The organism is Marinobacter sp. C1S70 (genome assembly GCF_000475355.1).
Lineage (GTDB): Bacteria > Pseudomonadota > Gammaproteobacteria > Pseudomonadales > Oleiphilaceae > Marinobacter > Marinobacter nauticus.
Genome location: NZ_AXBW01000062.1, coordinates 59,200 through 80,270, shown reverse-complemented (window position 1 = coordinate 80,270; position 21,071 = coordinate 59,200). Strand labels below are relative to the sequence as shown.

Genomic DNA, 21,071 nt, shown 5'->3' with positions numbered 1-21,071 from the left:
CGCCCATTTTCAATTTATTTTGCCGGGCTTCGGTTTCCACCTATCGGGCTGTTCAGAATACAACCAGAACGACCAAAAATCACCCGGATTTTCACCCCTCACCATGGATTCAGGGATCAGGCTTTCAGAATTCGACCTTTATAGAGCTTGCTGCAGTGCGAGCTTTCTCCCGGGCATCCTCTATGGAGCTACCCAACGCCAGCGCTACCCCCATTCGCCTCCTACCTTGTAATTCCGGTTTTCCGAACAGGCGTAGCTGGGTTCCCGGTTGTGCCAGGGCTTCTTCCAGGCCGGTATAGGAAACTTCTGTGGAGCTTCCCTCCGGCAGAATGACCGCCGACGCACTGGGACCATTCTGTCGAACAACAGGAACGGGAATACCCAGTATGGCCCTGGCGTGGATAGCAAACTCGGACAGGTCCTGGGATACAAGCGTGACCAGTCCCGTGTCATGAGGGCGAGGTGAGACCTCCGAGAACCAGACGTTCTCACCCTTCACAAACAGCTCAACACCATAGATGCCGTAACCGCCGAGATCTTCCACCACAGCACGGGCGATCTCTTTTGAACGCTGTAATGCCAGGTCATTCATCGGCTGCGGCTGCCAGGATTCGCGATAGTCACCATCTTCCTGCCTGTGACCAATGGGCTCGCAGAAGGTTACCCCCTCTTTATGCCTCACCGTCAGCAAAGTAATCTCATAGTCAAAATCGACAAAGCCTTCGACGATTACCCTACCCTTTCCTGCCCGGCCTCCGGTTTGTGCGTACTCCCAGGCTCTTTCAATATCGGCTTCGGTCTTTACTGTACTTTGCCCCTTGCCAGACGAACTCATCACTGGTTTTACCACCAAGGGAAGCCCGACTTCCGCAACCGCCTGCAAATATTCTTCCCGCGTACCCGCAAACCGATACGGTGACGTTGGCAACCCAAGCTCTTCCGCAGCCAACCGACGAATACCCTCACGATTCATCGTCAGGTTGACCGCCCGCGCACTGGGTATCACCCGATAACCTTCCTGCTCGAGCTTGACCAACTCCGGGGTGGCAATAGCTTCTATCTCCGGAACAATCAGGTTCGGGCGCTCTTTCTCGATGACGCTCCGCAAAGCCACAGGGTCAAGCATGTCGACAACATGGGAACGATGGGCCACCTGCATTGCCGGTGCATCGGCATATCGATCAATGGCGATCACCTCAACGCCGAAGCGCTGGAGCTCAATCACAACTTCCTTGCCCAATTCCCCGGAACCACAAAAAAGTACCCGGAACGAGTTGCTTTTAAGAGGTGTACCCAATCTGACGCTGGTCTTGGTGTTATCGGTCATCTTATAGAGCTACCTTTTGTTCACGTATTGCCACCAGTTTCAAAACTTCTCGGCGTTCATCGTCTGTCATGCGAGTCCAGTGAAGAATCTCGTCACTGGTACGATGGCACCCTATGCAAACATCGTTCTCGTCTAAGGCGCACACGCTTACGCAGGGTGAGCGCACCCGATCAGCCCTGTTCATTTCTGCTCCGGATCACACGCTTTAAGTTTCTCCAGGTAACGCGTGGCATTCTGAACATAATGCGCCGCGCTCATTTCCAACATTTTCTTCTGATTGTCGTTCAGTTCACGCTTGATCTTGCCAGGAGAGCCCACAACCATCGAACCATCCGGTACTTCCATACCTTCAGGAATCAGCGTATTGGCGCCAATCAGGCAATGTTTGCCGATCTTTGCCCCATTAAGCACCACCGCATTTATGCCAATCAGTGAATAATCGCCGATATCACATCCGTGCAGCATCACCTTATGACCGACAGTAACACCCCGGCCGATGGTCAAAGGCAGCCCCGGATCGGTGTGCAACACCGATCCATCCTGAACGTTGGATTCAGGACCAACCGTGATGCACTCGTTGTCGCCCCGAATAACCACGTTAAACCAGACGCTACTTTTCTCCAGCAACCGGACATTGCCAATGATAACGGCGTTTTCAGCAACAAACTGACCATCGCCAACTACCTGGGGGCGCTTGTCTTCGAGCTCGTAAAACATATCAGCCTCCTTGAGGGGGTTCGAGCAGATCGATTCCGGCATCGTACACGGCGTTCATAAAGTCGACCAGAACAACCGCGGACAGCCCCCAGATCTGGTAACGCTCCCAGCGATAACAGGGCACATAAAAGGTGTGGTTCAGAAAACTGAGAGCATCGGTGCGCTCCCTCCTGTCTTCCAGAAAGAAGGAAAGCGGTACCCGGAACACGCTTTCTATTTCATAGGGATTGGGCACCACCGGATGATCGCCTGGAACAACCCCTACGTAGGGTGTTACAAGAATGCCGTAGCGCGACATTACCTGGCTTAATGGTGCGATGACGTCCACCTGGTCGGGAGGCAACCCGATTTCTTCATGGGTCTCTCTCAACGCAGTGGCCGCAAGCGACGAATCTTCGGGATCCCGCTTGCCGCCCGGATAAGACACCTGGCCACGATGGGTTTTCAGGTTGGCAGACCTCAGGGTGAAAATCATTTCCGGATTATTTTCATCATCCGTTACCGGCACCAGAATACCGGCTTCCGGATAATCCAGTGCCAGCTGTCGAGGGGCATAATTGGATAATTTTTCAGTTAATAGGTCTCGCACTCGCTACTCCAGTGGCATCCCGATTTTGCATGAGACACAGACAGCCGGGATCGTTAAACTGATCATCAACAGACACTCAGTATACGGGGAAACTAATGAAGTATTGCAGCACATGCGGCCATCCGGTCGAACAACGCATTCCGGAGGGTGACAACAGGCACCGCTACGTATGTGTCAGCTGCGAGACCATACATTATCAGAACCCGAGGATTGTGGCGGGTACAGTTCCGGTCTGGGAAGGCCAGATACTTTTATGCCGGCGCGCGATCGAGCCCCGTTACGGCTATTGGACCCTTCCCGCCGGTTTCATGGAAAATGCCGAGACAACCATTGAGGCTGCAGCGAGGGAAACGCTGGAAGAGGCCCTTGCCGACGTCACCATCGAAGGCCTTTACTCCATCATCGATGTGCCGCATATCAACCAGGTTCACATGTTCTATCGCGCCAGCCTTAAAGACGGGCAATTCGGCGCCGGAGAAGAATCCCTGGAGTCCCGCCTTTTCTCCCCCGGCGAGATCCCATGGGACGAGATATCATTTCCAACCGTACGCAAAACCCTTGAGCTTTTTCTTATCGATATGGAGACAGAGCGGTTTGGCGTTCACGTCAGTGATATCCGCCACCCAATGGGAAAAAAAGCCTGACCCACCGTCAAAGATCAACCAGCCGAAAGATCTCATAAGCCGGCTCTTCATAAGGATGTGCTTGCTTCAATGCGGCTAGCGCATCTCTTATGAGGCTGTCGTCGCACACTAACTCCACTTTATATTCCCGCACCGTTTCTAATTGCCCCTGGTGCCCAAGGAACGGATCGCTTCCCGCCAGCGGCCGGAACTGCCCCTGGCCTTCACATTGCCAGGCACAACTGTCGTATTCTCCAATTTTACCGGCACCAACATCGAACATTGCCTGCTTGGTTTGTTCCAGATGACTCTCGGGTACGAAGTAGCAAAATTTATACACGGACACCTCCCTGACTGATCAAATATCACCCAGCATTAGAGAATTCAAACTTACTCACAGATTCTGTGGATAACTCTGGGGAAAGTTTTTGGGAATCGCCCCCCAAGCCCCCTGAATACTGGACTTCTCTTAAATTGCCGACATTTTCACCCATGATTTTATTTCCTTTAATATCAATAGGTTAAAGGTTTCGCACAAAAACTGAACTTAGTTCTCAATGTTTGCTCACAGAACGGCCAGGGCGGCACCGGAAATGTGCATAAAGTTGTCTAGTCAAGCCCCGAGACAGCAAATTTACAGACTATTTTAGGGCATCAGGGGTTGAATTTGGGATTGACATCAAAGGTACCGGCTTAACCAACCTACAATAAAAAAAGCCAGCCTCGACTCTCTTGGAAACAGAGACCGGAGGCTGGCTTTTCACTTCTCTTTTCAGCTGCGATTCAGCGAATCAACCAAACCACTTTCTGGCGTTGCGGAACATGCGCAACCAGGGACCATCTTCTTGCCAGCCATCCGGGCGCCAGGAGTGCTGAACGGCCCGGAACACCCGCTCTGGATGGGGCATCATGATGGTCACGCGACCATCCCGTGTGGTAATACCGGTAATACCAGACTCTGAACCGTTGGGGTTATAGGGGTAACGGGTCGTTTCCCGGCCACGGTTGTCGACATATCGGAGAGCAACCAATTCGTTATCCGACAGCGCCTTGGCTGACGTGCCGGAAGCGAACTCAACCCTCCCCTCACCGTGGGCAACCGCGATCGGCATACGGGAGCCAGTCATGCCATCCAGGAAGGCGGATGGTGAGGAAGCAACCTCAACCATCACCAGGCGCGCTTCGAACTGTTCTGACTGGTTTCGAACAAAGCGGGGCCAGCCCTCACTGCCCGGAATCAGCTCGTGCAGATTGGAAAGCATCTGGCAACCATTGCAGACACCAAGGGCAAGGGTATCCTGGCGATTAAAGAACGCAGCAAACTGATCACGCACCCGGTCGTTGAACAGGATGGACTTGGCCCAGCCTTCACCAGCACCCAGCACATCACCGTAGGAGAAACCGCCACAAGCCACCAGACTCTGGAACTTCTCCAGGCTGATGCGACCGGATAGCAGGTCACTCATGTGAACGTCCGTCGCTTCAAAGCCTGCGCGGTCGAAGGCGGCCGCCATCTCAACCTGCCCGTTTACGCCCTGCTCCCGCAACACCGCCACTTTCGGCCGTTTGCCGGTATTGATAAATGGCGCCGCGACGTCTTCATTCAGATCAAAGGTCAGATCAGCACTCAGCCCCGGATCCTCGGCATCGAGCAGGTTCTCGAATTCTTCCCGGGCACAGTCGGCATTGTCGCGAAGAGACTGAATGCGGTAGCTGGTTTCTGCCCAGAGGCGCTGCAGATCTGTGCGCGCCTCATCCAGAACCGGCTCTCCGGCAAACAACAACCGAACCCGATCCTTGTCATTCAGGGTACCAATGACACTGGTGTGATCTCCCAGCCCGGCACCGGAGAATTGCTGGAGAACGAAATCAGTGTCTTCACGGCGCACCTGGATAACCGCACCCAGTTCCTCATTGAAGAGTTCGCGGGCAAATTGGGATTCGTCTTCCGCGAGGCCATCCAGCTTGATATCGACACCGGTTCTGCCGGCAAAGCTCATTTCCGCAAGGGTGACGAACAGACCACCATCGGAACGGTCATGATAGGCCAGCAACTTGCCATCGGCATTGAGGCCCTGAATAACCGCGAAAAATGCCTTGATATCCTCGGGGTCGTCCAGATCCGGCGCCACAGCACCCACCTGACGATAAACCTGCGCCAGCGCAGATCCGCCAAGACGGTTCTGACCAGCGGCCAGGTCAACAAGAATAAGATCCGTTTCACCGGCATCCGTGCGCAGCTGAGGTGTCTGGGTGCGGGCAACGTCGGTCACCGGAGCAAAACCGCTGACGATCAGCGACAGCGGAGCAGTGACGCTCTTGTGCTCGCCATTGTCTTCTTCCCAGGCGGTTTTCATGGACATGGAGTCCTTGCCCACTGGAATGGTAATACCCAGCGCCGGGCACAACTCCATACCCACAGCGCGAACGGTCTCGTAAAGGTTCTCGTCCTCGCCCGGATGACCTGCAGCAGCCATCCAGTTGGCGGAAAGCCGGATATCCGACAGCTTTGCAATCGGTGCCGCCGCCAGGTTGGTAATGGTTTCGCCTACGGCCATTCGGCCTGACGCCGGCGCATCAATCACTGCAAGCGGTGTGCGCTCACCCATCGCCATGGCTTCACCGGTGCGCACATCAAAAGATGCTGCGGTTACCGCCACATCACTGACAGGAACCTGCCAGGGGCCCACCATCTGATCCCGGGCCACCAGCCCGGTGATAGTCCGGTCACCGATGGTAATCAGGAAGCTCTTGGAGCCAACCGACGGCAGACGCAGAATCCGCCGAACGGCATCGTGAAGATCGATTTTCGTGGAATCGAAAATCGGCTTGGTAAAGGAGGAACGGCTGACACTGCGATGCATGCGTGGGGGCTTGCCGAAAAGCACTTCCATCGGCAGATCCACGGGCTTGTCGTTGAAGTAGGAATCACCCAGCTCCAGATGATGTTCCTCGGTCGCCTCACCAATCACTGCATACGGGCAGCGCTCGCGACGACACAGAGCATCGAAAAGATCCAGGTTTTCAGGCGCAACCGCCATAACGTAACGTTCCTGGGATTCGTTACACCAGATCTCCAGGGGCGACATGCCCGGTTCGTCACTGGGAATATCCCTGAGCTCAAATTTGCCGCCACGGCCACCGTCCTTGACCAGCTCCGGCATGGCATTGGACAAGCCACCGGCCCCGACATCGTGAATGAAGCAGATCGGGTTTTTGTCGCCCATCTGCCAGCAACGGTCGATAACTTCCTGGCAACGCCGTTCCATTTCAGGGTTGTCGCGCTGTACCGAAGCGAAATCCAGATTCTCGTTACTGGAACCGGAGTCCATGGAAGAGGCTGCGCCCCCGCCAAGGCCAATCAGCATGGACGGACCACCCAGCACGATAAGCTTGGCGCCGACCGGAATATTGCCCTTCTCTACGTCCTGCTCGCGAATGTTGCCCAGACCACCGGCAATCATGATCGGCTTATGATACCCACGAACCTCTTCACCGGCGGCGCCAGGCACCTTCTCTTCAAAGGTCCGGAAGTAACCGGCCAGATTAGGACGGCCGAATTCGTTGTTAAAGGCCGCCCCACCAATGGGGCCTTCAATCATGATATCCAGGGGAGAGGCAATCCGGTCCGGCTTGCCATAGCCGATTTCCCAGGGTTGCTCGTCGCCGGGAATATTCAGGTTGGAAACGGTGAAACCGGTGAGACCGGCTTTCGGCTTGGAACCACGACCGGTCGCGCCTTCATCCCGGATTTCGCCACCAGAGCCTGTGGCCGCGCCGGAAAAGGGGGCAATCGCAGTCGGGTGGTTGTGGGTTTCCACCTTCATCAGGATATGCACCGGCTCCCGGTTATAGCCGTAGACACCCGTGTCCGGATTCGGGAAGAAGCGACCGGCTTCGCTGCCGGCGATCACCGCGGCGTTGTCCTTGTAGGCCGACAGCACGCCCTCGCTGTTCATCTCGAAGGTATTGCGAATCATCGCGAACAGGGACTTTTCCTGGCCTTCCCCATCAATATCCCAGGACGCGTTGAAAATCTTGTGGCGGCAGTGCTCAGAGTTGGCCTGAGCGAACATCATCAGCTCAACATCCGTCGGATCCCGCTCCAGGCCGACAAAGGATTTGACCAGGTAATCAATCTCATCGTCCGCCAGCGCCAGGCCCAACCGGCCATTTGCTTCCACCAGGGCATCCCGGCCACCAGACAACACCGGTACCCGTCCCAGAGAGCGAGGCTCTTCGTGGCTGAACAGAAGTTCTGCGCCGCCCATCTCGTGGAACACTTTCTGAGTCATACGGTCGTGGAGAAGTGCTGCGATCTGCTCGCGCTGCTCCAGGCCAAGTTTCTTGCTGGCCTTTACATAGTAGGCAATGCCGCGCTCAATTCGGCGAATCTGCCGGAGGCCACAATTACGGGCGATATCCGTCGCCTTGCTGGACCATGGCGATAACGTGCCCGGCCTCGGAACCACCAGGAATAAAATCCCATCCGGCTGCTCAACCTGGACACTGGGACCATAGGTAAGCAGGCGATCCAGGATGGCCTGTTCCGAATCGGAAAGGTCGGCATCAAGATCCACAAAGTGCATGAACTCGGCATACACATGTTCTACACCCGGCACCATTTCCTGTATACGGGAATGCAGTTTGCGGGAACGAAAAGGCGAGAGCGCTGGCGCGCCGCGAAGTTCAAGCATGATATCAACCTGTATCGCGCGAATCGGGGGACGTCTGAAAGGCCGCAATGATACTTGAAACCGACCTCGGGTTACAGCGGAAGCTGGCCTCTTTCCGCAGTGTAAAATTGACATTCTTTTGCACAGTTATTAACCAGACCAATTGACCATTTCGCCCTCAGCAGTGATCATTGAGACTATGCATGGAAAGCAAGAAGCATCAAAAAGCAGGAGCATGGGAGCACCTCCCGGACCATCCTGAACATTGAGCGTGTAGCGGAGAGCAGGGATTTGTCACGATTTATCAGCACTTTCCGAAGCAGTAGTGCGCAGTTGAGCATTGTGTTGGCAGTTATCCTTGCCACCGGCTGCTCGCAGCCCACAACGCTGCAGGAAATCCGGGAAGAAGGCGTTTTGCACGTCATCACCCGGGTTGCGCCTTCTATCTATTACCAGGATCGGGAACAGGACACCGGCTACGATTACGAGCTGGCCAGACTGTTTGCCGACGAACTCGGGGTTGAACTGCGGGTTCGGGTTGCCGACGATAATTCTGAAATCCTCTCTGTCCTGTCCAGAAACTACGCACACATCGGTCTGGCTGGCCTGACACAACGGCCCGACTTTGGCGAGCAGTACCGCTCGGTGCCCATAGGCGTCGCCGCGCGATCGGTTATCGTCTATAACAAAGAAGTTCCTGCACCGGAATCACTGGAAGATCTCGCCTCCGAAACCATCCATATGCTGGCCGACAGCAACCATGAGCACCTTGTTGCTGATCCCGGGAACGAGGCTGGCCCCATCATTCAGAAACATCCGGGGCTGGATGCTGCCGGTCTTCTGGCCCGGGTGGAAAGCGGGGAATTCGGCTATGCGGCGGTGGCTTCCAATGAGCTGGATCTGAACCACGTCTTCTTCCCAAAGGTGTACGAAGCGTTCGCACTGAACGATCCCACTGAGCTTGTCTGGCTGTTTCCAACCGCTCAGGACGACACCCTGGTACAGGCCGCCGAAGCCTTCATGGAAAGGATGAACAACAACGGCACCATGGCCCAGCTCGCGGAACGGTTCTACGGCCACCTGGACAGACTGAATTACGTCGGCGCCCGAACCTTCATGCACCATGTTGAGAACCGCCTGCCCCGCTATCAGTCACTGTTCCAGGATTATGCCGAGGAATCCGGCATGGACTGGCGCCTGCTGGCCGCCATCGGGTACCAGGAATCCCACTGGCGCCCCAACGCCGTCTCCCCCACCGGAGTACGCGGTCTGATGATGCTCACCCGCACCACCGCCAATTACATCGGCATTAATAACCGACTGGATGCCGAGGAAAGTATTGAGGGCGGGGCCCGCTATTTCCGGATGGTGCACGGGCGCATCCCGGAACGAATTCCGGAGCCGGATCGCACCTGGTTTGCGCTTGCGTCCTACAACGTCGGCTTTGGACATCTTGAAGATGCCCGACGCCTGGCGGAATCCGCCGGAAAAGACCCGGACCGATGGATGGATGTGAAGGAATTTCTGCCGCTGCTGGCACAGAAAGAGTGGTACACCAAAACCCGGTTCGGGTACGCACGCGGGCACGAACCGGTGGTTTACGTGCAGAATATCCGACGGTATTACGACGTTCTGGTCCGGATTACCGAATCGGACACACCTTCAGCGCCCGGGCTTGAAGATCAACTGGCCTGGCTTGGCGACAACGAAGCTGGCTCCGATGCCCCGGCCAGCGAGTCTCAGCCGGATCTTCGCGCTGATCTGCCTCCGGAACTACGGTTGATACCGCCGACACTCTGAATCAGTCATCATCCGGTCCCGCGCTCAAGGCATGCTCGGATTGAGATGATGAAAATCCACGCCGGGCCAGAAATCGGGCCTGGCGGAGCTTTTCAGGCAGATCCCCCTGCACATCAGCCAGTCCGAACCGTTTATCACGGGCCCGGACCGCTCTCCGGCACCACTCTTCTTCTGCGACGGACGACAGACACGCCGGAGTCTGATTCACTCCACGCTGCTGCAGTTCGGCCAGTATTCGCAGCGGCCCGTAACCCGCCTCGATGCGTTGGCGGGTATAGATCTCCGCGAACCGGTCGTCATCCAACCAGCCTTCACACTCATACTCATCCAGCACCGGGTCAAAAACATCCGGTGGAATCCTGCGCTGCCGCAGCTTGAGCGCCAGTTCATACCGGCTGTGCTCCCGGCGGGCCAGCAGGCGCAGCGCTACCGAACGAGCCTGGTATTCCGGATCGTCATGTTTTTGATCTTTTGCCATACAGGCCCTTTCCGCGATGACTTGCAAAACGATAGACTTAGCGTCCCGGGGCACCCCCGCAAACACACTACCCGAAACAGACACCTGATCGGGCCGGAAGGCGGAGATACTCTGCCGCCACCGCAAACTGGTTGCAATCCCAAGGATACCGTTTATGGCTGCATTCATTCAGAAATTGTTCAAGAACCGCAAAACCCTCTCACCCGTAAGCGACAAGGCATCCGAAAAACAGCAAAGCAACCAGCCAACCGAAGAAGACAACCGACAGCAGTTGCGCCAGCAGCAGGAACGCCAGCTTGACGCCAGCCCTGAACAATCGGAACTCGCGGCTCTGGCAATAGAAGGTGTGACCTCCGCCATTCGATTACAGGCAGCGAGCCAGATTAACCAGGAAGAGCACCTACAGGCGGTGCTGAAACAGGCAAAAGGCCGCGATAAAAGTGTTTACCAGACTGTCAAACAGTCACTTCAAACCCTGAAGGAACAACAGGCCAGCGAAGCGGCCATCCAGCATCGCATCACTGAACTGGTCAGCCAGGCACAGGAGCAGGCCAGAAGCGAAGACACCAAGCTCTACGAGGCCCGACTGAACGCTCTCCAGGACCACTGGCAAAGCGTTGAAAACAAGGCCAGCGCAGAGCAGACCCAACAATTCCTGCAAGCGGTCCACCAGATTCGTGAACGCCAGAAGCAACTGGATGAGACGCGCCAGGAAGAGCAGCGGCACCTTGATCAGAAGCAGCAACGGCAGGAAACGCTGGAACTGCTGCAGCAAACCCTGAACCAGCTTAAAGCCGCAGCGCCCTCTGGACTTCCCTCGGAATCTGCCCTCGATGCGTTGCAGAAAACCCAGGAAAACCGATGGCTGGAAGCCACGCGGGACACCCAGGTGGACAAACAGGAGCAGAAGCAATACGAACAGGCCATGCTGGCTCTGCGCAACTACCTTGGTGCGGTGCGGCGCCTGAATCTGGCACGACCACAAATCGGTGAGCTGGAAAGCAACGATATCGACAGCCCTCAGGCTGTCGCAAAAGCACTGCTTCAGGAAGTGGCCTGGCCGCAGGATTTCCCGCTACCCCAGGCCCTTGCAGAACTGCGGGCCCTGGCCGGCAAGCCGCGCGCCCAGCCCACGTCAGACGGAACCCGGGAACAGCAGCAAGCAAATGCGGCCGCTCTCAATACCACACTGCCCAAACTGGAAGCCGCCCTGGAAGCAAAACAGTTCCGTGAATCCCGCCAGCTCCTGAAAACAGCCCAGAACCAGTTTCAGGCGCTTGATGATCGCCACCGCAAGAACGTCCAGGCCAAGATGCAGTTACTTGCCGGCCAGTTCCGGGAACTGAGCGATTGGCAGGGATTCGCCACCGAGCCCAAGCAGGTCTCTCTGTGCGAACAGATGGAATATCTGGCGGAACAACCGATGGAGCCGGAGGCCAAGGCAGAGCGAATAAAAGAACTGCAGAACGAATGGCGAGAACTTGGTGGCTCGTCCGACCGAACCCTCTGGAATCGTTTCAAAGCGGCGTCCGATCAGGCCTATGAGCCCTGCAAAGCCTACTTCGAGGCAAAAGCCGATCTCAAACAGGCCAACCTGCACAAACGGGAAGCCATCTGCGAGGAACTCGAACGATTCCTCGCGAAGGCAGACTGGACCAGTATTGACTGGAAAGGTGCCGAACGGATTCATCAGACCGCCCGTCAGGAATGGAAAGCGGCCTGGCCGGTAGACTTCCGGGATAACCGGCAGGTACAGAAGCGGTTTGACGACCTGCTGAAGAACCTGGAGCGGCCCCTGGACGAGGAGCGACAGAAAAACGAGGCCGCCAAACAGGCGATTGTCGAGCGGGCTCAGGCGTTGATTGACCATGAACCTCTTCAGGAAGCCATGGACCAGGCCAAAGCCCTGCAATCGGAATGGAAGCGTATCGGTATCACCCGCCACCGCGAAGATCGCAAGCTCTGGCAGGCGTTCCGCCAAGCCTGCGACCAGATCTTCGAGCGACGCGATGCCCAGCGGTCTGCACAGCAACAAGCGACCGAGAAGGCTGACGCCGACGCTCGCGCAGTGGTTGCCAAATACCGCGATCTCGGCACAGAGGCTGACGATGCGCTGATCAATGAAGCCAAAACCGAACTCAGGCCGTTAGCCGATATGCCGCTTTCACGACCGGTTCGGGGCGAAGTACAAGACCTTCGTCAGCATCTGACACAGCTGGGGCAGCGCAAAAAGCTGAAAGCCAGACTGGATAACTGGAAGACTCTGATCAAAGAGCGTGTGAGTGGCGCCCTTGCCCCGGCACAGGTTCCTTCAAACTGGCAGAATCTGGTTAACGGCGCGACCTCTCTTACAGGTAGAGACCTGGTGATCAGGGCGGAGATCGTTGCCGGCCAGGAGACTCCGGACTCAGACCAGGGACGGCGTATGGAAATCCAGGTTCAGCGTCTGGCCGAAGGTCTGGGTGGTGGCGATCAAACCACACCTGAGCAGGAACTGGAAAGGCTGATCGCTCTCTGGTGCCTGCACCCGGAGATGAACGACCAGAGCACAGAACACGCTGGTCGACTGGTTCAGGCTTTGGAAAACCGCCTGCAGCACTAAAGCATCATTCTCTCTGATGCTGCCTTACAAAATCCCTGGCTTGCCTGACCGCAGCCAGGGATTTTTCTTTCATCTCCTTTAATTCCTCATCGGCAAGGTAGAACATCATATCGATGGTGTGCCGATAGTACCTGGCCGGCAAACGATTCAGAGCCACACACATCACGTCGGTCAGATAATCCGCTGTGTCCGACTCCTCCCGGGTTGCATCGATCGCATCCAGCACCAGCCTTTCGTAGAAATTATCGATAGCATCTCTCAGAGACATGGTTACACCTGCCTGCTTTATAGGATCAATCTTTATTCAAGATAGAAGTCACAAGCGTTTGTGTCATTGTCCCTGAGCAATTTCGCCAATGGGATTGGCAGCGGCTGTCATTACCGGGGACTACACTGAACCGCTATGGTTATCACTCTTTGAAAACAAGCCCGGATAACAATCAGAGGAACAGATATGACCACCGAGGCGTACATTTTCGATGCCGTTCGCACCCCCCGCGGCCGCGGCAAGAAAGATGGCTCACTGCACAGTGTTAAGCCGATCACGCTGCTCACTACCGTGCTCAAGGCTCTGGAAGAGCGCAACCGGCTCGACACCTCTCAGGTAGATGATGTCGTCATGGGCTGCGTCACCGCCGTGGGTGACCAGGGCGCGGATATCGCCAAGACGGCGGCACTGGCCGCTGATTGGGATGAGAAGGTCGCCGGCGTGACCCTGAACCGCTTCTGCGCCTCCGGCCTGGAAGCCGTGAACCTGGCCGCCATGAAAGTGCGCTCCGGGTGGGAAGACATGGTGGTTGCCGGTGGTGTAGAGGCGATGTCGCGCGTACCCATGGGTTCCGATGGAGGCGCCTGGGCGACCGACCCGGAAACCAACCTGCATACAGGTTTCATGCCGCAAGGTATCGGCGCCGACCTGATCGCCACTCTGGAAGGCTTCACTCGCGAAGATGTCGATGGCTTTGCCGTGAAGTCCCAGCAAAAAGCCGCCAACGCCTGGGAAAAGGGTTATTTCGCCAAATCCATCGTGCCGGTTACTGATCAGAACGGCGTGGTCATACTGGACCGGGACGAGCACGTGCGCGGCAACACGACCGTGGAATCCCTGGCAGGCCTCAAGCCCTCGTTCCAGATGATGGGCGAGATGGGCTTTGACGGCGTCGCCCGGGAAAAATACCACTACGTGGAGAAGATCAACCACGTGCACCACGCCGGCAACTCTTCCGGCATTGTCGACGGTGCCACCGCCATGCTGATTGGCAGCGAAGCCAAGGGCAAGGAGCTCGGCCTCAAGCCACGCGCCCGCATCGTAGCCACTGCGGTTACCAGCACAGACCCCACCATTATGCTCACCGGCCCGGCCCCGGCTGCCCGCAAGGCGCTGGAGAAAGCCGGTATGACGGTGGACCAGATCGACCTGTTTGAAGTGAACGAAGCCTTCGCCTCGGTGGTGATGCGCTTCCAGAAAGAGTTGTCCGTTCCGGACGAGAAAGTGAATGTGAACGGCGGCGCCATCGCCATGGGCCACCCGCTGGGTGCCACCGGCGCCATCATCCTCGGCACCCTGCTGGATGAACTGGAACGCCGTGAACTGCGCTACGGCCTCGCCACGTTGTGCGTGGGCGGCGGCATGGGCATTGCCACCATCATCGAGCGCGTCTGAACGCCACTTTCATATAAAAGGAACCGACCATGAGTGCCATCAAATACGACCTGGGTTCAGACCAGATTCTGACCCTGACCATCGACATGCCGGGCCAGTCCGCCAACACCATGAATGGCGAGTTTCGAACTGCACTGACCGAAGCCGTCAATAAGGTCAAAAGCGACCTGGATAATGTCAAAGGCATTATCATTGCCTCCGCCAAGAAAAGCTTCTTTGCCGGCGGCGACCTGAATGAGCTGTACTCAGTGGCCCGCGAACAGGCCAAAGAGTTTGAAGACATGGTCAACGGCCTGAAAGCCGACATGCGGGTGCTGGAAACCTGTGGCAAACCTGTGGTGGCGGCTATCAACGGCACCGCTCTGGGTGGTGGCCTGGAACTCGCCCTGGCCTGCCATCATCGCGTTGCCATTGATGATGACCGGACCCAACTGGGCTTGCCGGAAGTCACCCTGGGCCTGCTGCCCGGCGGTGGCGGCACCCAGCGACTGCCCCGGATGATTGGCCTGGAAGCCGCGTTCCCGTTCCTGATGGAGGGTAAGAAGGTAAATCCAAAAGCCGCTCTGAAGGCCGGTATCGTGGATGAGCTGGCCAGCTCACCGGAAGACATGATCGCCAAGGCCCGGGCCTTCATCGAAGCCAATCCCAAGTGCCAGCAACCCTGGGATCAGAAAGGCTTCCGCTTCCCCGGCGGAGCTCCGCATCATCCGGCCATGGCCCAGAAACTGGCTATTGCACCGGCCATGCTCAAACAGAAGACCAAAGGCTGCTATCCGGCACCGGAACGGATTCTGGCAGCAGCGGTGGAAGGCGCCCAGGTGGATTTCGACAATGGCAGCCTGATTGAAACCCGTTACTTTGCCGAGCTGGCCACCGGCCAGGTGGCCAAGAACATGACGGGCACCTTCTGGTTCCAGCTCAACGCCATCAAGGCCGGCGGCAGTCGCCCGGATGGCGTAGAAAAGGAAAGCTTCAAGAAAGTCGGGGTACTGGGTGCAGGCATGATGGGCGCCGGTATCGCCTACTCCACTGCCAGCCGCGGCATTGAGGTGGTGCTGAAGGATGTCTCGGTTGAAAACGCCGAGAAAGGCAAAAGCTATTCCGAAAATCTCCTGGCGAAGAAAGTCAGTCGCGGCCGCATGACCGAAGCCCAGAAAGACGAAGTGTTGGCCCGCATCAACGCCACCGCCTCTGCCGACGACCTGGAAGGTTGCGACCTGATCATCGAGGCAGTCTTTGAAGACAGCGATCTGAAGGCAAAGGTTACCCAGGAATCCGAGCCGAAAATGGTCGCTAACGGCATCTTTGCCTCCAACACCTCAACCATCCCCATCACCCAGTTGGCCCAGGCCTCGGCCAAGCCGGACAACTTTATCGGCCTGCACTTCTTCTCCCCGGTGGACAAGATGCAACTGGTGGAAATCATCGTCGGCGAGAAAACCTCCGATGACACCCTGGCCCGGGCGTTCGATTACGTGCAGCAGATAGGCAAGATTCCCATTGTGGTGAACGACAGCCGCGGCTTCTTTACCTCTCGGGTATTTGGCACCTTCGTGAACGAAGGTATCAGCATGCTGGCCGAGGGCATTCACCCCTCAAGCATCGAGAATGCCGGACTGCTGGCCGGCATGCCGGTAGGACCGCTGGCCATCTCTGACGAAGTCAGCATGACCCTGATGCAGCACATCCGCGCCCAAAGCAAGAAAGACACGGAAGCCGCCGGCGGTACCTGGCAGCCGCATCCGGCCGAAGCCGTCATCGATGCCATGGTGGATACCCACGGACGCAAGGGCAAAGCCGCCGGTGCCGGTTTCTACGAGTATCCGGAGAAGGGCAAAAAATACCTGTGGCCGGAACTGGAGAACCTGTTCGTGGACCAGGACAAGGCACGCCGTGTGAAGCTGCAGGATCTGAAAGATCGCATCCTGTTCATGCAGGCCATCGAGACCATCCGCTGTCTTGAGGAGGGTGTGCTGAGAACCGTGGAAGACGCCAACATTGGCAGCATCTTCGGTATTGGCTACGCGCCCTGGACCGGCGGTGCCATCCAGTTCGTCAACCAGTATGGCGTTCGGGCCTTTGCGGAGCGGGCGCAGCAGCTGGCAGACCAGTACGGAGAGCGATTCACGCCGCCATCGCTGTTGCTTCAGAAAGCCGAACGCAACGAAACCTTTAGCTGACCCTGCCGGCCGGAGGGCCCAAACCCTCCGGCCACCTCTACCCTCACACTCCCGACAGTTTACTTCCGGTCACACGCCCCCATAGTTAGCCTCAGGCTGAAACGTATATGGACATATTGTCACGAAGCTATACCCCTGGCCTATGGCAACAGGTGTAGCGGTTGCCTACAATAAATTGAACAGTCACGGGTATTCACCCCCATTGTCATTGGTGGCGATTCCCAGCAGCTTCAGGTATGCATTTATGACCATCGCGGAAAACTCCATGCAGCGCCCGTCCCTGACTTCCCTCACCCGGAAAGCAGGCGCGGTCACGGCTCTGGCCCTGGGCCTCCTTGTCTCCGGCGCCTACGCAAACATTGACGACTCCGCCAGGTATGAGCCGGTTGCGCCCACGATTGACCAGGCCCGCGCCAATATTCTGATTGCCCGGCAGCTGCAGTTCACGCATTTCCGCAATCTCGGCATCAGCGACGAACTGTCCGGCGATGTTTTCGATGCCTACCTGAATTACCTGGACAGCCAGAGAATCTACCTGACCCAGGAAGACATTGACGCCCTCTCCCGGGTCAAGAAACACCTGGGGTCAGCGCTCAAGACCGGCCAACTCCAGCCGGGCTTTGATATTTACAACCTGGTTCAACAGCGGGTTATCGAACGCCTGAAGTTCGCCCTGGGGCTCATTGATAACGGTATTGAGCAACTGGACTTCGCTGCCGATGACAGGATTCGCGTCGACCGTTCCGAGGCGCCCTGGGAGGCAAACCAGGCCGCTCTGGACGAGCTCTGGACGAAGCGTATTAAAAACGCGGTTCTGGCCCAGAGACTGAACGGCGCAGACGATGAAGCGATCGAAGAGACGCTGCGCCGCCGCTATGAAGGGCAACTCAAACGCGCGTACCAGGCCCGCAGCGAAGATGCATTCCAGGCTTACATGAATGCCTTTACCGGTATGTGGGACCCTCACACGTCCTACTTTTCGCCCCGAACCTCTGAGAACTTCAATATCAACATGAGCCTCTCGCTGGAGGGCATCGGCGCGGTACTGCAATCCGATAACGAGTACACCAAGGTAGTGCGTCTGGTACCCGGTGGCCCGGCCTCCAAGCAGGGTCAGCTGCAGCCAGCCGACCGCATCGTCTCGGTTGCGCAGGGTGATGAAAAGCCTGTAAACGTGATCGGCTGGCGCCTGGACGAGGTGGTGGATCTGATCCGCGGCCCCCGTAATTCCACGGTAACCCTGGAAGTAATCCCGGCGAACGCCAGCGACGAGACCATCACACGCACCATCGCCATCAAGCGCGACGAGGTGAAGCTGGAGGAGCAAAGCGCCAGCAAAGACGTGATTGAACTGGACCGAAACGGCGAGACCTATCGTATCGGAGTCATCAATATCCCCACCTTCTACGCCGATTTCCAGGCCATGCAGGCTGGCGATCCGAATTACAAAAGCACCACCCGCGACGTGCGTAAACTGATTGAGGAACTCAAGGCCAGCGGCGTGGATGGCGTGGTCATGGATCTTCGTAATAACGGCGGTGGCGCACTGCACGAGGCCAACGACCTGGTTGGCCTGTTTATCGACGAAGGCCCCACGGTCCAGATCCGTAACGCCAACAACGATGTTCAGGTACTGGAAGACGAGGATCCGTCCGTGGTCTACGACGGCCCTCTGGTGGTACTGGTCAACCGGATGAGCGCCTCCGCCTCTGAAATTTTCGCCGGCGCTATCCAGGATTATGGTCGAGGCCTGGTGGTTGGCTCCCAAACCTTCGGCAAAGGCACGGTTCAGGCCGTTCGGCCACTGAACCACGGTCAATTGAAAATCACACAGTCCAAATTTTACCGGGTTTCCGGCGGTTCCACCCAGCACAAAGGGGTGATTCCAGACATCGAAATCCCGTCGCGCATCGATAAAACCCGAATTGGTGAGGACGCTCTGGACCACGCCCTGCCGTGGGACCAGATTGAGGCCGTTCCCCATGCCCGCTATTTCGACTTTACCGGCGTGATTGACGAACTGCGGAATCGCCACGAAGAGCGGTTCGCCACCAACCCGGAGTTCAAGCTGCTGCAGAAGGAAATCGAGTTCCTTAATCGCCAGCGACAGATGGATTACGTCAGCCTTAACGTGGACGAACGCAAGAACCAGCACAACCAGATCGAGCAGACCCGCCTGACCATCGCCAATGCCCGCAGGGAACTGAAAGGCGAAGAACCGTTTGAAGACCTGGAAGCTCTGGAAGACTGGCAGGATCAACAGGCGGCAGATCTGGACAACACCGACGAAGAACTGGATTTCGTCATCCAGGAAGGCGGGCACATCATGGCCGACCTGCTGGAGCTGGATCAACGTATGGCGTCCATTCTGATGCCCACCCAGTTTGCGGCCAAGACTGAGGCACCATAAATCATGACTGGGCAGCCGTCCGGGGAAAGCGGTCAGAGTACCCAACAGCGTGCCCGGGTGTTCCGGGACATGCTACTGGACGCCCTGCACGCCATGTATTCCATGGACGAAGCTGAGGGCCTGGAATCCCCTGGCCCGAAAGATAAAACCCCAGACGGTATGCTGGAACGCATAGCCGGGTTGACGGGTTCGGCACTTCGCCTGGGCGCCCGGGCAACCGACACCTCCCTGCGGGTCGGTCGGGCCCTGATTAACTCTCAGGATCAGTTGCGGGCCATGCTGACAGCCGGCCAATCGCTGAAAGACATACGGGAAGTTGCGGGCCTCACGCTCTCGGAAATGAGTGAAGCCCTGAACCTCAAAGACAAGTCTTTGCTGGAAGCCATTGAAAATGGCACCTCCACCCTCTCCTTCGAGCTGATCCTGAGACTCGCCGCCCTGGTGGCCCGCAACGATCCGATCCCGTTTATCATGCGCACCACCCGTAACTACAACCCCGAGGTGTGGCAGATACTCAACGATTGGGGCATAGGCCGGATTCCGCTCCAGTTCGAGCGGGAACGGGAATTCATTAACATCTTCCGCCGGCACGACGATGCCAGAAACCTGTCGGATGAAGGCTTCCGCAAAGTGCTGGAGTTCACCCGCCAGAGCTTTGAAATGTCGTTGCACTTTATCGAGCAGCAGGAAAAGGAAATGACAGAGCTGAAAGCTGGCATGAAGACTGAAGAGCCAGCGCCGTACAAGCCGGCAACCAGCTCCGGCGCCAAACGGAACGTCAGGTAAACAACGCCCGCATTCCGGTGATATTGGGGTTACGGACTGCGCCTTTCTCGGTAACGATGGCATCAATCAGGCTGGCCGGTGTCACGTCAAACACCGGGTTGAATACCGGAACGCCAGCGGGCGCCAGGGGGATCCCGCGAATTTCACGAACCTCGGTGCCATCCCGCTCTTCGATTGGAATATCCTTGCCAGACGCCAGCGCCATATCGACGGTGCTGGAGGGAGCCACCACCATAAACCCGATCTTGTGGTGTCGCGCCAGGACCGCCAGGTTATAGGTACCAATCTTGTTCGCCACATCACCGTTGGCGGTTATCCGGTCGGCACCCACAACAATCCACTTAACCTTACCGGAAGCCATAATGGCCGCTGCCGCGCCATCGGCATTGAGCGTAACGGGAATATGGTCCCGGGTCAGCTCCCAGGCGGTTAACCGGCTGCCCTGAAGCCAGGGCCGGGTTTCGTCGGCATAGACCCGTTTCAGCAGTTTTTCCTCGTGCAAACGGCGAATCACCCCCAACGCGGTCCCGTATCCGCCGGTGGCAAGGGCGCCGGTGTTACAGTGGGTCAGCACCGCTATCGGTTTTTCAGGGTTCATCACCTCCAGCGCATAATCCGCCATGGCCAGATTGGCCGCCAGGTCATCCTCATGCAGACGAACCGCCTCGGCCGCCAGCCGTTCGGTTGCCTCGTCCAGAGAATGGCAGGCGTGGAATACCTTTTCCATGCGCTCCAGCGCCCAGAACAGGTTTACCGCCGTAGGCCGGGATTTCGCCAACACTCGAATAGCCTGTTTGATCTCTGCCTGCCAATCGCCTCCGCCTGCGTGGCGGGCTGCCAGGGCCACCCCGTACGCAGCACTGATGCCAATGGCTGGTGCCCCACGCACCACCATATCCGTTATGCACTGGGCCACCGCCGACGCGCCATCAGCCACAATCCAGTGCTCTTCCGCCGGGAGCAGGCGTTGATCCAGCAATTCAAGCCTGTCTCCGTGCCAGCGCATTGCTACCGTCCCGATGGAACGATTGGAAGATCGACCTGCCATAAACAACTCCCGAACCAAAGAAAAACAGCGAGTATAGCCCTATCAAACCAGATTGACTGCCCTGATTTGAAGAGGCTTGATGAATGTCTGGAAAATCGCAGCGCAGCGGCCGCCACCGGGGTAGTTCTGCCTGACCGCGCTGGTTATACTTGCCCATTGAATTTCAAGGCGC

16 protein-coding genes are annotated in these 21,071 nt (G+C 57.1%); 7 read left to right on the top strand and 9 right to left on the bottom strand.

Features of this window, described 5'->3' with window-relative positions; all coding sequences use genetic code 11:
- Window positions 1–124: 124 nt before the first annotated feature.
- From purT to Q669_RS14995, 4 genes are read right to left on the bottom strand one after another with little or no spacing between them, the layout of a single operon-like run.
- Window positions 125–1,327 carry a formate-dependent phosphoribosylglycinamide formyltransferase gene (gene purT / locus Q669_RS15010; protein WP_014421942.1) on the bottom strand — a complete coding sequence of 401 codons (1,203 nt, stop codon included), beginning with the start codon at window positions 1,325–1,327 and terminating at the stop codon, window positions 125–127.
- A gap of 1 nt (window position 1,328) precedes the next feature.
- On the bottom strand, window positions 1,329–1,511 hold the full coding sequence (locus Q669_RS15005) for a DUF1289 domain-containing protein (protein WP_011785938.1): 183 nt from the start codon (window positions 1,509–1,511) through the stop codon (window positions 1,329–1,331).
- Window positions 1,508–2,044: a gamma carbonic anhydrase family protein gene (locus Q669_RS15000; protein WP_014421943.1), complete on the bottom strand. Its 537-nt coding sequence runs from the start codon at window positions 2,042–2,044 to the stop codon at window positions 1,508–1,510. The genes Q669_RS15005 and Q669_RS15000 overlap by 4 nt, the downstream gene beginning before the upstream one ends.
- 1 nt (window position 2,045) lies before the next feature.
- Window positions 2,046–2,633, bottom strand: a complete 588-nt coding sequence (locus tag Q669_RS14995) for an NUDIX hydrolase (RefSeq protein WP_022992909.1) — start codon at window positions 2,631–2,633, stop codon at window positions 2,046–2,048.
- A 95-nt stretch (window positions 2,634–2,728) separates the two neighbouring features.
- Here Q669_RS14995 and Q669_RS14990 point away from each other — a divergent pair, with 95 nt between their 5' ends.
- Window positions 2,729–3,277 carry an NUDIX hydrolase gene (locus Q669_RS14990; protein ID WP_011785941.1) on the top strand — a complete coding sequence of 183 codons (549 nt, stop codon included), beginning with the start codon at window positions 2,729–2,731 and terminating at the stop codon, window positions 3,275–3,277.
- A 7-nt stretch (window positions 3,278–3,284) separates the two neighbouring features.
- Here the strand turns inward: Q669_RS14990 and Q669_RS14985 are convergent, their stop codons facing one another.
- Both Q669_RS14985 and purL read right to left on the bottom strand, forming a co-directional pair.
- Entirely contained in the window at window positions 3,285–3,596 is a 312-nt protein-coding gene (locus Q669_RS14985; protein ID WP_022992908.1) for a YqfO family protein, read from the bottom strand.
- Between the two features lie 451 nt (window positions 3,597–4,047).
- Window positions 4,048–7,953 carry a phosphoribosylformylglycinamidine synthase gene (purL, locus tag Q669_RS14980; protein WP_022992907.1) on the bottom strand — a complete coding sequence of 1,302 codons (3,906 nt, stop codon included), beginning with the start codon at window positions 7,951–7,953 and terminating at the stop codon, window positions 4,048–4,050.
- Window positions 7,954–8,223: 270 nt separating this feature from the next.
- On the opposite strand from purL, the gene mltF reads away from it, so the two are divergent.
- On the top strand, window positions 8,224–9,732 hold the full coding sequence (gene mltF, locus Q669_RS14975; RefSeq protein WP_022992906.1) for a membrane-bound lytic murein transglycosylase MltF: 1,509 nt from the start codon (window positions 8,224–8,226) through the stop codon (window positions 9,730–9,732).
- A 1-nt stretch (window position 9,733) separates the two neighbouring features.
- Here mltF and Q669_RS14970 read toward each other — a convergent pair whose 3' ends face one another.
- Window positions 9,734–10,210, bottom strand: a complete 477-nt coding sequence (locus Q669_RS14970; RefSeq protein ID WP_014421948.1) for a regulatory protein RecX — start codon at window positions 10,208–10,210, stop codon at window positions 9,734–9,736.
- Window positions 10,211–10,364: 154 nt separating this feature from the next.
- Here Q669_RS14970 and Q669_RS14965 point away from each other — a divergent pair, with 154 nt between their 5' ends.
- Window positions 10,365–12,812 (top strand): DUF349 domain-containing protein, encoded by a 2,448-nt coding sequence (locus tag Q669_RS14965; protein WP_022992904.1) that lies wholly within the window; start codon window positions 10,365–10,367, stop codon window positions 12,810–12,812.
- A gap of 4 nt (window positions 12,813–12,816) precedes the next feature.
- Here the strand turns inward: Q669_RS14965 and Q669_RS14960 are convergent, their stop codons facing one another.
- Entirely contained in the window at window positions 12,817–13,080 is a 264-nt protein-coding gene (locus tag Q669_RS14960) for a late competence development ComFB family protein (protein ID WP_014421950.1), read from the bottom strand.
- A 186-nt stretch (window positions 13,081–13,266) separates the two neighbouring features.
- On the opposite strand from Q669_RS14960, the gene Q669_RS14955 reads away from it, so the two are divergent.
- The 4 genes from Q669_RS14955 to Q669_RS14940 all read left to right on the top strand — a co-directional run bounded on the left by Q669_RS14955 (window position 13,267) and on the right by Q669_RS14940 (window position 19,851).
- Window positions 13,267–14,475 carry an acetyl-CoA C-acetyltransferase gene (locus Q669_RS14955; protein ID WP_014421951.1) on the top strand — a complete coding sequence of 403 codons (1,209 nt, stop codon included), beginning with the start codon at window positions 13,267–13,269 and terminating at the stop codon, window positions 14,473–14,475.
- A gap of 29 nt (window positions 14,476–14,504) precedes the next feature.
- Window positions 14,505–16,655, top strand: a complete 2,151-nt coding sequence (locus tag Q669_RS14950) for a 3-hydroxyacyl-CoA dehydrogenase NAD-binding domain-containing protein (RefSeq protein WP_022992903.1) — start codon at window positions 14,505–14,507, stop codon at window positions 16,653–16,655.
- Window positions 16,656–16,899: 244 nt separating this feature from the next.
- Window positions 16,900–19,065, top strand: a complete 2,166-nt coding sequence (locus Q669_RS14945; RefSeq protein ID WP_022992902.1) for a carboxy terminal-processing peptidase — start codon at window positions 16,900–16,902, stop codon at window positions 19,063–19,065.
- 3 nt (window positions 19,066–19,068) lie between these two features.
- Entirely contained in the window at window positions 19,069–19,851 is a 783-nt protein-coding gene (locus Q669_RS14940; protein WP_022992901.1) for a helix-turn-helix domain-containing protein, read from the top strand.
- Here the strand turns inward: Q669_RS14940 and mtnA are convergent.
- Window positions 19,844–20,899 carry an S-methyl-5-thioribose-1-phosphate isomerase gene (gene mtnA, locus Q669_RS14935; RefSeq protein ID WP_036149852.1) on the bottom strand — a complete coding sequence of 352 codons (1,056 nt, stop codon included), beginning with the start codon at window positions 20,897–20,899 and terminating at the stop codon, window positions 19,844–19,846. The two genes, Q669_RS14940 and mtnA, sit on opposite strands and share 8 nt — an antisense overlap.
- Window positions 20,900–21,071 lie beyond the last annotated feature (172 nt).